14 protein-coding genes and 1 tRNA gene are annotated in these 14118 nt (G+C 37.7%); 4 read left to right on the top strand and 11 right to left on the bottom strand.

Going from position 1 to position 14118, the window contains the following annotated elements; genetic code table 11:
• A partial coding sequence (locus tag WC615_RS11895) for a hypothetical protein (protein WP_372978313.1) occupies nucleotides 1-439 on the top strand: 439 nt, incomplete at its 5' end.
• Nucleotides 440-471: 32 nt separating this feature from the next.
• Nucleotides 472-2079 (top strand): murein L,D-transpeptidase, encoded by a 1608-nt coding sequence (locus WC615_RS11890; protein ID WP_372978312.1) that lies wholly within the window; start codon nucleotides 472-474, stop codon nucleotides 2077-2079.
• 9 nt (nucleotides 2080-2088) lie between these two features.
• Here the strand turns inward: WC615_RS11890 and WC615_RS11885 are convergent, their stop codons facing one another.
• The 5 genes from WC615_RS11885 to WC615_RS11865 form a co-directional block, all read right to left on the bottom strand.
• Nucleotides 2089-2889: a polysaccharide deacetylase family protein gene (locus WC615_RS11885; protein WP_372978311.1), complete on the bottom strand. Its 801-nt coding sequence runs from the start codon at nucleotides 2887-2889 to the stop codon at nucleotides 2089-2091.
• Nucleotides 2890-2892: 3 nt separating this feature from the next.
• Nucleotides 2893-3846, bottom strand: a complete 954-nt coding sequence (locus WC615_RS11880; protein WP_372978310.1) for a glycosyltransferase family 2 protein — start codon at nucleotides 3844-3846, stop codon at nucleotides 2893-2895.
• A 211-nt stretch (nucleotides 3847-4057) separates the two neighbouring features.
• Nucleotides 4058-5269, bottom strand: a complete 1212-nt coding sequence (locus WC615_RS11875; protein WP_372978309.1) for a glycosyltransferase family 87 protein — start codon at nucleotides 5267-5269, stop codon at nucleotides 4058-4060.
• 150 nt (nucleotides 5270-5419) lie between these two features.
• Nucleotides 5420-5493, bottom strand: a tRNA-Pro gene (locus WC615_RS11870).
• A 578-nt stretch (nucleotides 5494-6071) separates the two neighbouring features.
• Nucleotides 6072-6536, bottom strand: a complete 465-nt coding sequence (locus WC615_RS11865; protein WP_372978308.1) for a hypothetical protein — start codon at nucleotides 6534-6536, stop codon at nucleotides 6072-6074.
• Nucleotides 6537-6712: 176 nt separating this feature from the next.
• Here WC615_RS11865 and WC615_RS11860 point away from each other — a divergent pair, with 176 nt between their 5' ends.
• Nucleotides 6713-6880 carry a hypothetical protein gene (locus tag WC615_RS11860; protein ID WP_372978307.1) on the top strand — a complete coding sequence of 56 codons (168 nt, stop codon included), beginning with the start codon at nucleotides 6713-6715 and terminating at the stop codon, nucleotides 6878-6880.
• Here WC615_RS11860 and WC615_RS11855 read toward each other — a convergent pair.
• Together WC615_RS11855 and WC615_RS11850 are read right to left on the bottom strand one after the other, a co-directional pair.
• On the bottom strand, nucleotides 6858-7793 hold the full coding sequence (locus WC615_RS11855; protein WP_372978306.1) for a hypothetical protein: 936 nt from the start codon (nucleotides 7791-7793) through the stop codon (nucleotides 6858-6860). The two genes, WC615_RS11860 and WC615_RS11855, sit on opposite strands and share 23 nt — an antisense overlap.
• A gap of 131 nt (nucleotides 7794-7924) precedes the next feature.
• Nucleotides 7925-10267 (bottom strand): P-loop ATPase, Sll1717 family, encoded by a 2343-nt coding sequence (locus WC615_RS11850; RefSeq protein ID WP_372978305.1) that lies wholly within the window; start codon nucleotides 10265-10267, stop codon nucleotides 7925-7927.
• Nucleotides 10268-10620: 353 nt separating this feature from the next.
• Here WC615_RS11850 and WC615_RS11845 point away from each other — a divergent pair, with 353 nt between their 5' ends.
• A complete protein-coding gene (locus WC615_RS11845) occupies nucleotides 10621-11415 on the top strand; it encodes a hypothetical protein (protein ID WP_372978304.1) in 795 nt (264 codons plus the stop codon).
• Here the strand turns inward: WC615_RS11845 and WC615_RS11840 are convergent, their stop codons facing one another.
• From WC615_RS11840 to WC615_RS11825, 4 genes are all read right to left on the bottom strand, one after another.
• Nucleotides 11416-11970, bottom strand: a complete 555-nt coding sequence (locus tag WC615_RS11840; RefSeq protein WP_372978303.1) for a hypothetical protein — start codon at nucleotides 11968-11970, stop codon at nucleotides 11416-11418.
• Complete coding sequence (locus WC615_RS11835) at nucleotides 11967-12515, bottom strand: hypothetical protein (RefSeq protein WP_372978302.1); 549 nt, start codon at nucleotides 12513-12515, stop codon at nucleotides 11967-11969. Before WC615_RS11835 ends, WC615_RS11840 begins: the two co-directional genes overlap by 4 nt.
• A 615-nt stretch (nucleotides 12516-13130) precedes the next feature.
• Entirely contained in the window at nucleotides 13131-13649 is a 519-nt protein-coding gene (locus tag WC615_RS11830) for a hypothetical protein (RefSeq protein WP_372978301.1), read from the bottom strand.
• Nucleotides 13650-13659: 10 nt separating this feature from the next.
• Nucleotides 13660-14064, bottom strand: a complete 405-nt coding sequence (locus tag WC615_RS11825) for a hypothetical protein (RefSeq protein WP_372978300.1) — start codon at nucleotides 14062-14064, stop codon at nucleotides 13660-13662.
• Between the last annotated feature and the right edge of the window lie 54 nt (nucleotides 14065-14118).

Raw genomic sequence — 14118 nt, 5'->3', positions numbered from 1 at the left:
TGTTTTTTTTGATATCGGTTCGGGCCTTGGGCAGGTGCCCATACTGGTAAATTTGTTAACCGGCGCCAAAACCATAGGGGTTGAATATGAGCCGGCTTATTATAGTTATGCCACAGCGTGTGCATCCCGGCTCAACCTTACCGATGTTACGTTTATTAACACCCGTGCCCAAAAGGGCGATTATACCGATGGTGCCGTTTTTTTTATGTACACCCCTTTTGAAGGAGCGATGATGCAGCAAATGCTGGAGGTATTAAAAAAAGAATCGCTTAAAAGAACCATACGTATCTTTACTTACGGCCCATGTTCGCCCATTATTGCGCGGCAAAACTGGCTGAGGTGTGTTAATGAGCCGGCAGAGGATACCTATATACTTTATGAATTTAAAAGCCGGGATGGCGATACTTCAACCATCGCCCCTATATCCGGCACTATTTAGGTATATTGGAGAGTTTTATCAACCGTTAGAATATGCGACCTACATTTATTATTGTATTTATACTAAGTTTTTGCTTGCTGTGCGCTTGTTATGGATGCCATAGTTCGCCCGCGAAAAAACAAGTTAAAGCAAGTGTAAGCCATGCCGACACGCTTATTAAAGGTAATTTTAACGCCGCGCCACAGCTTAAGTTTGACAGTGTTGCGATAGCCGATTTTTTAAAAAAACACCCCAGCCTAAATGGTTTCGCAGCCGAATACGCCAAATTTTACCGCATCAACAAATACCATTATGTATGGTATGATAGCAAGGGGTTAACAGAATCGGCCGGCAACCTCATTAACCACGTTACCATTCAGCAAAACGACGGTATATTAAAGGACATCCCTTATAAAGAGGACTTTTTAAAAATGACCGAAAGTTTTCAGTCGGATAAAACTACCCCGCCATCTATCGCTGTTGAGCTGATGCTGACCGGGCAATACTTTAACTATGCCAAAAATGCATGGGGCGGTGCCGAAGCCGAAAAGGCAAAAGATATAGGCTGGTATTTACCCCGGAAAAAACTTTCGTACACGGATTTGCTGGCGCACAATCTTAAAAGCGATGCTGCCAGCATAGAGCAGGTTGCGGTAATACCGCAGTATATGATGTTAAAAAAGGCACTGAACCATTATCAGCAAGTTGAAAAAACTGAGCCGGACATCCTTTTGCCTTCAAAAGGCCCGCTTAGTATGCTGTCGCCCGGTGATACCTCTGCATTGCTCGTTCAACTAAAAAACAGGCTCAGGCAGCTTGGAGATTCGACGGTTAATTTTTCAAACGTTTACGATACGCTGCTTATCAATGCTGTTATGCATTTTAAAGACCGGCATGGCCTTAAACCTGATGGAAAAATAAACAGCCCCTTTTTGAAACAGTTGAATGTGCCCTTACATCAGCGCATTAACCAAATAATTGTAAACCTGGAGCGAATGCGCTGGATACCGGCAGACGACCACGGCGGTGAGTTTCTGCTGGTTAATATCCCCGAATTTAAACTACACTATTATATAAACAACAGCCCCGAATGGGCCTGTAGCGTGGTGGTTGGGAAATCAATGACCAAAACCGTAATATTTAGCGGGCACCTGCAATACATCGTGTTTAGTCCGTATTGGTACATCCCGCCCAGCATCATTCAAAAGGAAATTAAACCCGGAATTGCACGTAACCCAAACTACCTGGCCAATCACCACATGGAATGGAATGGCGGCAACGTAAGGCAGCTTCCCGGTAAAGAAAATTCATTAGGATTGGTAAAATTCATCTTCCCTAACTCCAATAACATCTATTTGCACGATACACCTTCCAAGTCGCTTTTTAATGAGGATGTACGGGCATTTAGCCACGGCTGTATCAGGGTAGAGAAACCCGAAGAGTTGGCAGAATTGCTTTTGAAACAAAACCCCGCCTGGACCCCGCAAAAAATTCGCGCTGCAATGAACCGTGGCGTAGAACAATCGGTTGTATTAAAACAAAAGATACCCGTTTATATAGGCTATTTTACAGCATTTGTTGACCACAATGGGGCACTGAATTTCAGAGATGATATTTATCAGCGGGATGAACCCCTTTTAAAAATGCTGATGAAACCATAGTGCCCTGACTTATGGTGAAAAAACGGGTTGTTTTGCATTTATTGATTCAACAAAGTCGCCGGTACTTGCAAACGGGTAGCCTTTGCTTTGCGCCCATCTGATAAACTTTGAAATGCGGTCAACGTATGATATCCCGGAATTATTAATAATATACCGGGGCAGGCCAAATTTATTGTTCTGATCCAGATCTGTAAACTCCCATGGATGAAAATACAGGTTTAAATACCCATCTTTTTTATACGTGGCCGATGCCAGCCACTTGATAAGGGGAAGAGGAAGGTTGTGAAAGCTTAACCAAAAAAGAGGGATACGTATTACAGGTGATACAGATGCAGGCAGCTCCAGTAGCTGATGATGGTGATACCATGTCCTGGGGTCGCTGAAATTATTATACCTGCCCGGCAACCAGGTTGGGTTGGTAGACGAGTTATAGCTATAACCCGCATTGATTAACTCATCCGGGTTTACCGGCATCATCCGGGGCATCCTAAAGCCATTCACCTGCGTTCCGGATAACTCTTCCAGCTTCAATTTAGACCGCAACAGATCTTCTGTTGCAAACGCCGAATGAAAAAAACCATGCGAAGCTATTTCATGCCCTTCATTTACAATCTGTGAGATAACATCGGGGCGATGAACAGCATAGTTAGCTGTACAATAAAACGTTGCCTTAACACCCGTAGACCGCAAAATATCCAGCACGGCGACAGCCCCCTGTGTAGAAACCGAAAGCTGCTCCTCAAAACTGATATTAATGCCATATTCGGCTGGTAAATCAAATTCTTCTAAATCAAAACCCAGTAAGATCATTGGTTATGCGGATAATTCTTCAGGTATACCAAGCAAATTGGTTGTACGTACAATATAATTGGGGCGTTGTTTTGCCTGCATAAATAATTTACCCAGGTACATGCCTATAATGCCCAATACAAATAACTGTAATCCTCCAAAAAAAGCGACGGTAGCAATAAGTGAGGCCCACCCGGAAACCGCTATTAAACCAAAAAAATGACTTAGAAGTATATAAGGAATGTATAAAAGGGATGAAAGCGAAAAAATAAGGCCTATAAACGTGGCCGCATATAAAGGGCGCACGCTGAAAGACATTGTACTATTAAGCGCTAGTTTAAACAACTTGTAAATTGAATAACTTGCCTCGCCGGAAAATCGCGCGGCCGGAGTATATGGGATTCCTTTCTGTTTAAAGCCAACCCATTTTATCATGCCCCTGAAAAAGATATCGTATTCGTTTATCTGTTTCAGCTCGGCAACAACTTTTTTATCTATAAGTCTGAAATCGGCAATGCCATCTTCCATCTGAATTTCAGACAGCATATTAACGCCCTTATAAAATAGTTTAGATGCCACCTTCTGAAATGATTTAACATGCTCGTTCGCCTTTTCGCGATAGGTATAAACAACGTCGTAGCCGCTTTCCCAAAGCTTTATCATTTCAATTATTAAACGTGGCGGATGCTGCATATCAGCATCAATTGTAATAACGGCATCGCCATTGGCAAAGGCTATGCCAGCTTGCAGCGCCCGGTCTTTCCCGAAATTTCTGGACAGTTCAATAAAATAAACATGATGATGCATTTCGTGCTGCACCTTTATTTCGTTTAAAGTATTATCGGTACTGCCGTCGTCAACAAAAATACATTCGTAAGTATAGTTAATATCGCTAAAAAGCTTTTGAAGCTCACTAACCATATAACTGATATTACGCTCTTCATTATGAGCGGGGATAATTATAGAAATCTTACGCATAGGGGTATTGATGATGTAAAGATACTACTGTAATCTAAATGTTACAAGTCGCGCGCTATGTAACGAAAACATTACAATAAGCGGACAAAATCCAATAAAAATGTTACAATTAAAGCATTACGCAACTATGCGGACGGATATAACACCCAAATGATTATTTTTCTCCTTTAGGTTAGTTGATAAAGACTTGTTACTGCGTTTTATGAAAATACTATTTAGCAACTTCCGGTGTTCCTTCGTCAGAAAATTTAGCGGTAAGGGTTTCGTGTATTATTTTAAGCCAGATTAGCAGGCATGGTAAGGCCTTTAATTTATAAGGCCGGATATAAGTGACGCTGATGTTTTTTATAAAAACATCAGCAAAAGGGAAGCTGGTAATAACAATCGCAAAAACCAATAAAGAAATCTCCAGGATAGTAACCGGGCGGTTTAAATTCATAAACCAGATGGCAACTCCGCTAAAAGCAATAATGTACGTAGCCGATTCGGCCGAACTGCTGAATATGACGGTGAAAATCAACACTGAAGCGAGGATCAGCAACTGATACCGGGCAGACTTAAAATACTTTACCCTTATATAAGATAAGGCGAATAGAAACATAGCCGGAGCTATCACATATATGTTTTTAAACCCAGGGTTGTTAAAAACCCTGCGAATGATACCCATTACAGAAATATCCTGCATGTCCGAACCTGCATTTTCCGCATTTTTTGCCACCAGGTCATGGTACCATGCCGAATACGTTTTTAAAATAAATTCGGGCGAAGATATAGCCATTGGCAATACAAATAACACTACCGACCAAAAAACAAGACTGGGTATTAGTTTAAGTTTATGGTCAGAAAAGAAAAAGAATGCCAACCCAACTATCCCGTATAATTTGGTAAATGTTCCCAGTGCTATCATCAGTGCTGCCCAAAAGTCCTGCTTCTTCCTGATAAAATAAAAGCTGAATATAATAAGCGCGGTTATGATGGGGTTAAACTGAAAAAAAATTGATGAGGCTATTATTTCGTTAGTACATAATAGCAGGATGATCATATAGCTATTGTTTTTAAGCGGCAACAATTGTATGGCTTTGAACAATATAAAAGCATTAAACAGCACCCAAAGCATTGCCCCAACGCCGTCGGGCAGTAAGGCAAAAGGGGCTATGATCAACGAGAAAACCGGCCCGTAATGATTGCGGTCATAATAATATTCGGGTTGCGGGGTATACAGGCTTTGTTGGTGTATTACATTTAAAAAATTATGCTTAAAAATAAGATAGTTATTGGGTGGCTGATGGCTTATTAACCCGCGCAATACAATAAAGAGCCCTATTCCAAACCAAATGGTATATACAAACCTTTTATCGCAAATGAGTTTGGTGAGGCCTTGTTTTACACTGAGGAGATAGTTTTTTATACTTGCTTTAAACATGGTTTAGGGGTATTTGACATGGGCGTTTTTGCTAAAGAACAGGCAAATTTAGGATATGTAGTGCTAATAAATACATCCGGCAGGGTAAGCAGCAAGGCCCTCTAAAGTATAGATTTAGAAGGCCTTGTTGTTTAATTGGTATCGCTTTTGTCGGGATGGCAGGATTCGAACCTGCGGCCTCCACATCCCAAATGTGGCGCGATACCGGGCTACGCTACATCCCGAAAATTCAGGCTGCAAATATAGCAATGGGAATTAATTCGGCAAGGGCTAAGTGCTAAACACGGTATAAATACTCATTCCGGCACTTGAAACCTGAAGAAACTTAATAAGTTTAAAAGTTTTGCATGCTTATTTTCACAACAATCGTGTACATGTTATGAGGATGTTGTTACTGCACCAATAACAAAAAAGCATATCCAATCGGTTATTAAACCGTTCAAATATGCTCATGTACTTTCGTCGGGATGGCGGGATTCGAACCCACGACCTCCAGCACCCCATGCGTGCGGTATATTGTCTTTAATGTTACTTAATATGTTAATAAACGAGATAATTGGCTATACAGCCCTCTTAACTGTATACGTTACCGTATACAATGTTTTGCTAACCGGTTAAAGATAGTGATTTCATGTTTTAAGATTAAAGTGAATAATGATTATGGTGCCCATACAGGCGTAAGGAACAACTAAAAGCAAGCGAGGAACGGAATAAATGTTGGGTAGTGTAGGAGGATGTGTTTATGCCGGAAATTCCTTGCCTTGTGTTGTTCCTCCTGCCTAACTTTGCTGAGTAATCATCATCACTCCCTTACCTTACTTTTATATTCTTCTAAGTACTGTCTAAGCTTTACGTTCTCTGCCTTTAAATCTTCATTTTCTTTGGCCGTTATAAACGCCTTGTAACTTCCGTAACCATCTAATTCTTTTAAGAAAGGTAGGATGATCTGATAAACATCACTGGGACTGTCCTTAACAGTTATAACGTGCTGAAAAGATTGATTTAATCTCAATTCACAAATTGTCAACGTGCACTTATCGGTTTTACTATAGATATCCCACATTATTCTGCCAGAATCTAAAAGCTGAAATCCACCAACTGTTAAAAATTTAGGCCCTCCATCACTAGTTATAAACTTAAACTTATATTGTCGTCTACTATCCGAAGTGCTTTCTGCTAAGAGTTCGATTCCCGGCGTCTCTGAAAGATATTCTAAGTTATCATCGACAATCCAATTGCCCTCTTGAAAGAAACCTATATAAATCATATGAAATTAATTAAATACTAATATAGTTATATTACAAGAACCATTGTAACTTTTAAAGGAGGTATGGGCTGGTACCTGGGGAAGTCAAGGCACTATAAGTGATCGCAAGATCAGCTAACTTTCCAGCGGTTTATTGGAGACTTGCAGTTTATAACAACCAGGTACATTGTTATTGGATGCCTAACAGTGATGAGGGTGCAGGACAAGCTAACTATCCAAAATTTGAAATAGGATTGGGTGAGTTGGTTACTAAGTTAGAATTTAACCCTATGGAGGTTATTAAAGAACAATATGCCATAGTTTATGATTGGGAACGGGCAATTAAGTCTCAGAATGTAGAGTAAGAACCTCTCCTAATAAGAGATATACGTTAAAAAACAAGTTTCTTGCTTCTTGTGCATCTACATCTGAATGAACTCCGGCCGATACTCGATCATACAAATTCTTAAGGTTCTGCCTTATTTTATTTTTTCTTGAATCGCTTTGGCAGTGTCTGATAACATAGGCATTAATTCTGTTTAATGTTTTGTCAGCCTTTAAAGATAACTCGCTTCCACCTACGGTAATTGTTTCTTCAGTTGCTGGATATATATAATTGGCAAAAGAATCTATAATTCTTCTACACGTTGTTAATGCTTGACTGATTGATTCTTTATTGCCATCACTTAGTCTTTCGATTACAGATGGAATTTGCTCAAGGATGTCTCCCGAGCTTTTAGCGATCAATAAATCTACTTCTCTTTTATAATTATCAAATATACTTTCGGCAACATTATCAAATACCTTGGCGTAGTAAACACTGGTTGCGAATCCGTGTAATAAGGAAACTACTCTACTTCTAACTCCACCAAGTTTTGCAATTGCAACACTTGTATTATTCATGTTGCTCATAACCTGATTTACGCCTTGATTTGCAAACTGACCACTGGAGTTTGGAATAGTTAATGATTTTAATTTAATAGTTTGAGTATCTATTGACGATTCAATTTGAGACAAAGGCATCCAATACCCTAACTTTTTTTCTTTATCAGTCCACCTTCCGGTTTTGCTCATATATTTTAGCGAAACGTCATTGTCGGACGGATACCCTTGCATTTCAAACCGGAGCCATTCACGAACCACTTCGTCATCAACATATCTCGCTAAACGGGTACATTTTAATAGCACAGATTGAGCGTCTACTTGAGATAATTCAATGTTATCAATTATTTCTTTAGCAAGTAAGATTATATGTTGGGTAGTAGATTGCACATTCATACGCTGTAAATTAATTATTTGAGAATGTTTAAGCTATAAGTTCATCGAAATAATGTTAGCCTTCGAACCTTTGCCCTGATTTAATACATGATAAGATTGCTGCAAGGTATTGTAATATAGACCATATCAAATTACATATATGTACTTTCTAAATAGGGAACAAACGCTTCGTGTATCTTATATCTCTTAGTGTTTAATTTCTCAGATAAAACTTTTATTTTAATGTCACTATCAAATTCAAATTCATATTCAAAGTTGTTCGGTTTCGTTTCCCTACCTAAAATTGATAATGACACTAAATGATCAATAAATTTCGGCACATCAGAAATATCGATTTCCGATTTTTCCATAAATGCCCTAATTTGCTCATACTTAATAAAGACGCTTTCACCCATTAAATTATACATAAAGGTCTCCATTTGCTTAACCGTAATGCCATTTTCAACCAAAATCGATTTGAAAATCCAGTTTGAGTAGTCCTCATATGCTGAGACCAAATCTTTTTCAAGAATTTTGGTGTGGCCTCTAGAAACAGCGAAATTCTTGGCGATATTAAAAAAGTAGATTATATCACGTGGCCTAGGAATTACTTTGCTAATTACCCATGATTTTATTTCCATTCCACTTACAGTCTTTACAACATAATCCTCCCATAGATTTTCTTTGACTACAGTAAAATCCGTCAATTCCAAAAACCTTTGTTCTAAAACACGAAATAATATTTCTGGATCATTCCATCGTAATCGAGAGTATTCGATCTTGTCTGGCTCTCGTGCATTTGACATTATATATTTAAAAATATCACTCCTTAAAAATAAAGTAAGGTGAAACGTAAACCTTAACTTTTCTTGTGGCTTGCCTCTAAACTCTCTAGCGATACGGCCGACTGTACCTAATAAACCTAAAATAAACTTACTTAAAACATGAATATCGCTATTTGTTCTCCAAGATTTATCCAAATTGTCGATAAGTACAATTAGTCTATTCCGCTTATTTAAGACAATTTTAATATGCTCTTTAAGACTAAGGATGTCTCCATCATGTAAAATCTCAGCAATTTTTATCCTGAATTGTTGTTGCGATTCAAGGTTTGCTGTGGCTTTTAGTAATTCAAGTTCTTGTTCTAACCGTGTTGAAAAATCTGATAATATAACAGACTTTTTACTTTCGATGAACAAGATAAATTTACTTTCCTCATTCGTTATAGAATATAATGGCTGATCCTTAATCCTTAAATATAATGATTTAGCTATTTCAGTGTATATTAAAAACTTCCAAATTGATTCGGTAATATATCCTTTTTCAAACTCGTCATTTAAATTTTTAAAAAGCTCTATCAACCCATCTACCTCAAAGTTAATTGGCTTGATTAAACAAATGTGGTTCCGTGTATCTTCATTTAGCTCTTGTTCGAGAAAATATAAGGTAGCGGTTTTACCAGTGCCTTTTCTTCCAATAACAATATTATGCTCACTCTTTATTAAGTTTTGATAATGAGAAGTTTCAACAAAATAGTTATAAAGATTCTCACTTTCGTGCTCTGCAATAAATTCACCAAAATGGACTCTTTGTAATTTCGAGCGTTGTCTATTCTTATCGGCTTCTTCTCTTTTTTTGAGTAATAGCTGCGCGATTTCTTGATGCACTCGCTCAAGAAAAGGCTCTACTACACTTTTACAGCTCTCTCTATTAGTATATTTAGACAACAACTCTCTATAATCCATCGGTGTCGGATAAGGCTTTTCAGCAACCATCATTACTTCAAGGCCCAATCCCAGAGCCATACCAGATACTAAAGCACATTTTGAGTTGTGTAACTCAAAACCAGTCCTGTAAATTGATGAGAACTCCCCGAGAAAAGCAGGAACCGAGTATAACTGTTCGATATACCAAGACAATGGATGAATTTTAGATTCAACTGGATCATCTACAATACATGGAAGCTTTTTACTCGTTATGATGTTCAGTATTTCTTGCGAATAGTTAGTATCAATTTGCCCTTTAATATAAAATAAGGCCTTTTCATCTCTATCGCTCGAAATATTACTAAATAGAGATTCAATTAAATCCGTTTTTGTGTTATGAACCTTGTCACGATAAAAATTATTTTCTATTTCGCTTGAACTATTATAGGATGAATAGCCAATTGTAGTTAAGAAATTTAGTTCCTTAAATCGCTTAACCGAATCAATATGCGAAGTATCTAGGATTAGCCAAATTGGTTTACGTTTAGCTATTGCAAAACCTATCTCAAAAAGCACATTATCATTCATACCAGTTAAATCAGCGCATAGAAAGTCACATCTGTCTATAGCTTTTAAAATCGGATAAATAATTAATTTGCCGTTGATGTTTAAATCTTTCCAAGATGAAAGAGTTGCTGTTTCTGACTTGTTAATAGCTACTAAAGCTTCTTCAATGAATTCTCCGCAATATTCTGGTTCGGAACTATAAGCAAAAAAGCCTTTTTTCATAATTTAGGTTGTGATAATAATTATAAATATCGTAATTTAAAAAGCATAAGGTAGTAATATATCTGTACATTGACACAACGTCTATCACTAGCGCATCCCCTGCTAACAGAGGGCGTTGTCTTCCAAAAGAAGCTCTGCTGACGATTGGGAGAATGGTTCATATCAGATGGACATTTCCAAATAATGGGTTATAAGTATGTCCTTTAAAAGACAATGTTCACGATAGTCAATATAAGAAAAAGCTATTTATGGATACCCATATCCTTTATACGGCCTTGAAACGAAGTGGCTGCATATTAATCTATTAGCTAACTTTGAGAGGAGAATAACAATAGTATTGTTATATTTATAACATGTACAGATTGCTGATAATACTGCTGTTTATAATTACAAAAGCTTATGGGCAAAACCCTCAATTACCGAAACGGGATTCCTCAATCACAGCGGATGATTTAGGAAACTTGACAGTTATGCTTTATCAACCTTTAAGCAATTCTATGGGAACAGGAACGATAATTAAACATAATAATTTATATTATCTATTAACAGCTAGTCATGTAGCGAAATTGATGCATGAAAGTGCGAAGATAATATTCCATGTTGGCGAAGATATGCCTGGGATATTAGATTTAGTAATGTTAACAAAACATCATGAACTTCAGTGGTTGCATCATCCAATAGCAGATTTGTCTATTATTCAACTTATACCTTTTAATGAGGATACAAGATCCCGATTAGCTAAAACTTCTTTTCCCTCTTCTTGGATATTACCATCTAATGTTGGTATCTCAAACATTGGAGACGGCTTTGATTTTACATATTTAGGTTACCCTATTGTTGAATTAGAATTGAAACACTTTTCTGCTTTAATATTCCATTCGAAAAGGACTAGTGGCCTTATAACCCAAAATAGGTTAGAGCAAAAAAACATTAAATGCGATTTTTATTTTTTAGATAAACCAAGTATGCAGGGTTGCAGCGGGTCGGGCGTTTACATCTCAGTTAGAAATAGCAGTATGTACACTGCTGCGGATAAGACCTACTTGGTTGGTGTAATCCATGGAACGCAAGGTGATGATACTGGAGGTAAATTAGCGATGATTACACCTTCAATGTATATATATGATTTATTAGCACAACTTCACTGATTATTTTACAGTCTTTATGAAAATTCCCCATCCATAACACCACAACAAGGAAGCTACCGTAAAGATTGTCGAATTGATAATACCAAATAGATATACTGTCCAACGCTTCCAGATTAAAAAAACATTTTCTCTAGACGCTGTATAACATAAAAATAGATTTTCCTTAGTATCTTTTGGGCAGATCTTGGCTTTGATATTTTTAATTGCTCCATCCTCCAAGCTCCAGGGTTCTAAATTAAATCCGACCTGGTATCGTATTTCTTCATTTTTTAAGGTTAAGTGGATTGAAGTTAAGTCTAACATGATCCAATAAAAGACAACCAGAACAAGCCCACTAATCATGTACCTAAAAGCTATATTATTACTTCGGGCTTTTTTAATTGCCTTTCTAAATCCAATCCATACCAGTGCTGCGGAAAGTGCACTAACAAGTATAGCAAACCCACCTATTAACGGAGGGGAATACTTAAAAAAAAATGCAAACCCTGGAATTAAAACCGAAGCCGATGCAATGAAACCCGAGAACGATTTAATCTTATCTAAAAAATCCTTCATTTACTATTTTCGTCTATCGTAATTGTTTCAGCTTGAAGTATAGAGTGTTTTTGAGGTATTGCTGTTCGTTTTAAGCCTCTCACAGTCCAAAAATAATAATTACCTATATATACATTTATTAAACAAGAGTTAGTAGGGTTACTTGCTTGAATTGAATCAGCTAAAGCTTGTGTACGGTATTTGACAAAAGCTCCAGGTGACTTCGTTAGAACTCTTACTGAAACCTTTATATCCTTTTCTAATGATATTTTATTCATTGCCTGTACAACGTGCTCGAAATTGTAATTTGACTTGTTTTTTTTGTAAATAACGAACGTTTCCCTTAAGTTTTCGTCCATTTCTAATATTAAATCTAATCTTTCCTTAGATGAAATTGGATAGGCAGAAAAAATCGAATCGATCTTGGACGTAATACCGCTAGAACTTTGATGTTCGGTTAACATTTTTTTTGGCGGTAGACTGGTAATTGCATTTACAATCTGCTTATATCTTGTGTTACAACTTAAACAGATGAATGATAAAATAATGAAATAATAAAACTTCATAAATTAATAAGGGTTCGGTTTTCCGTAAATATAATATTAAACCATAACAAGTAACATATGATTCGAATCTATATTCCTCAGCGAGCCGCCTGCGAACAGAGCAAAAGGTCTGTGAAGAGAAAGCCGACAGGCGACTTCACAGGATGCTTCACAAAGACTTGGCGCTGTCATTTGACCTTCGGCCTGTGCGCGGACTTTCCAAATGCTGTGACAAGACTGAAGCCTTTTGCGAGACGCAGGTGAGCTAAAATTATGATGAGCGACTGGATTTGTATATGTTGAACGGTGCAAGTGTTACCTGGTTGCTAAACCAAGTATAAGCGCAGCATTAGTGAAACGTATATAAATAAAGGGAAAGCTCATGTGGATTGCGACTTTACGAAAGTCAAATCTCATGACAAGCCGGCATTGCCGGTTAAGCGTTAATGTGCTTTGAAAAAGCTTATTTAAGGTTAACGAAGCTTGGCGTGATGGTTTGATGAGTTTAGGAGCAAGGAACTCATATGGACCTGGTGGGTAAAGGCCCGGAGCGCAGAGGAACAGATTTAACCATTCCCTCTTAAAGGCTCTTAGAGAATGGTTAAATATGGTTCCGTTTGCAGGTGGTGGGAAATGTTATCTTCTGTCTTCTGTGAGCGCAACCGTATAAACTGTATTCTCAGCTTTCATTCCGGCAGGAAAAGTACGAAGAACGAAAGTTAATCCACCAACATTGTAAATTCGACCGGTGCCACCATCTACTTTAGATACTCCACCATCTTCCGGATTCATGTTAATAATTTGTGTAAGGTATTGCTGGTAAAGGTAGGGCTCGTTAAATTCATATTCTACATAGTGACTGCCATTAGCTTTACTTGTACTTGCGCTTACCTTATGCTTTGGCTGTTGTATGCTTTCTGTAGAATATAGCCAAAAGTGCATATACTCCGTTTCGGTCGGAATTGAAAGCGGTTCCATATACATCCATTGCTTATCATAACCTCTAAGGCAATCTGTACCACTTAATATGTGTATGCTGTTTTCAAGTTGATATGTTTTAAAGAACTGAATAAACTGATATGGCCGTAACTCTTGTGATTTTACTACGCTACTTATAATGCAGAGTGTTAAGGTTAAGTATAAGATTTTCCTCATGACATACAGATTAAAAGTAAACAGTTTGGCCGAGCGTTGGGATGTAAACCTTGTACTCAAACCTGTCAGAAAAAGCTTCACCATAAGATAGCTTCTCGGCTATCGGTTTATTAACTGTAAAGTTTGTCCAGTAATTATCTTGTAGTTCTTTTAAACCGACTACGAGAAGACTTCGGTTGGATGTAACCACTTGCAAATTGATCTTACGTATGGTTTGAGAATTAGCGTTGATTACATAGCCTGACATTTTTTGCATGTCACTGACTCCGGCCCCGGTATTATCCTTGCGATAAGAAGGTGGAACATTACCGTTATCTCCTGACGGAATGGGAAGCGGTTTGTAAGTGGCATATTGTGCTTTTACTGTTACACAAGCCACAATAAGTAATGTAGTGATGAGAACTGGCTTAAACATATTTATATGTGTTGTACCAATGCAGTCTTCATAGGTGGGTTAAAACACAATAAG

Origin of the sequence: Mucilaginibacter sp. (genome assembly GCF_041663085.1) — a bacterium.
Classification (GTDB): Bacteria; Bacteroidota; Bacteroidia; order Sphingobacteriales; family Sphingobacteriaceae; genus Mucilaginibacter.
The sequence above is the reverse complement of the archived record's forward strand: the minus strand, read 5'-3'. Positions and strand labels throughout refer to the sequence as shown.

Coding starts and splice junctions, on each gene's coding strand:
- WC615_RS11885 (WP_372978311.1), bottom strand. CDS start 2,889: ATGATCTTACTGGGTTTTGATTTAGAAGAATTTGATTTACCAGCCGAA.
- WC615_RS11835 (WP_372978302.1), bottom strand. CDS start 12,515: ATGAAGTTTTATTATTTCATTATTTTATCATTCATCTGTTTAAGTTGT.
- WC615_RS11860 (WP_372978307.1), top strand. CDS start 6,713: ATGCCTAACAGTGATGAGGGTGCAGGACAAGCTAACTATCCAAAATTT.
- WC615_RS11865 (WP_372978308.1), bottom strand. CDS start 6,536: ATGATTTATATAGGTTTCTTTCAAGAGGGCAATTGGATTGTCGATGAT.
- WC615_RS11855 (WP_372978306.1), bottom strand. CDS start 7,793: ATGAATGTGCAATCTACTACCCAACATATAATCTTACTTGCTAAAGAA.
- WC615_RS11845 (WP_372978304.1), top strand. CDS start 10,621: ATGTACAGATTGCTGATAATACTGCTGTTTATAATTACAAAAGCTTAT.
- WC615_RS11890 (WP_372978312.1), top strand. CDS start 472: ATGCGACCTACATTTATTATTGTATTTATACTAAGTTTTTGCTTGCTG.
- WC615_RS11850 (WP_372978305.1), bottom strand. CDS start 10,267: ATGAAAAAAGGCTTTTTTGCTTATAGTTCCGAACCAGAATATTGCGGA.
- WC615_RS11875 (WP_372978309.1), bottom strand. CDS start 5,269: ATGTTTAAAGCAAGTATAAAAAACTATCTCCTCAGTGTAAAACAAGGC.
- WC615_RS11825 (WP_372978300.1), bottom strand. CDS start 14,064: ATGTTTAAGCCAGTTCTCATCACTACATTACTTATTGTGGCTTGTGTA.
- WC615_RS11830 (WP_372978301.1), bottom strand. CDS start 13,649: ATGAGGAAAATCTTATACTTAACCTTAACACTCTGCATTATAAGTAGC.
- WC615_RS11880 (WP_372978310.1), bottom strand. CDS start 3,846: ATGCGTAAGATTTCTATAATTATCCCCGCTCATAATGAAGAGCGTAAT.
- WC615_RS11840 (WP_372978303.1), bottom strand. CDS start 11,970: ATGAAGGATTTTTTAGATAAGATTAAATCGTTCTCGGGTTTCATTGCA.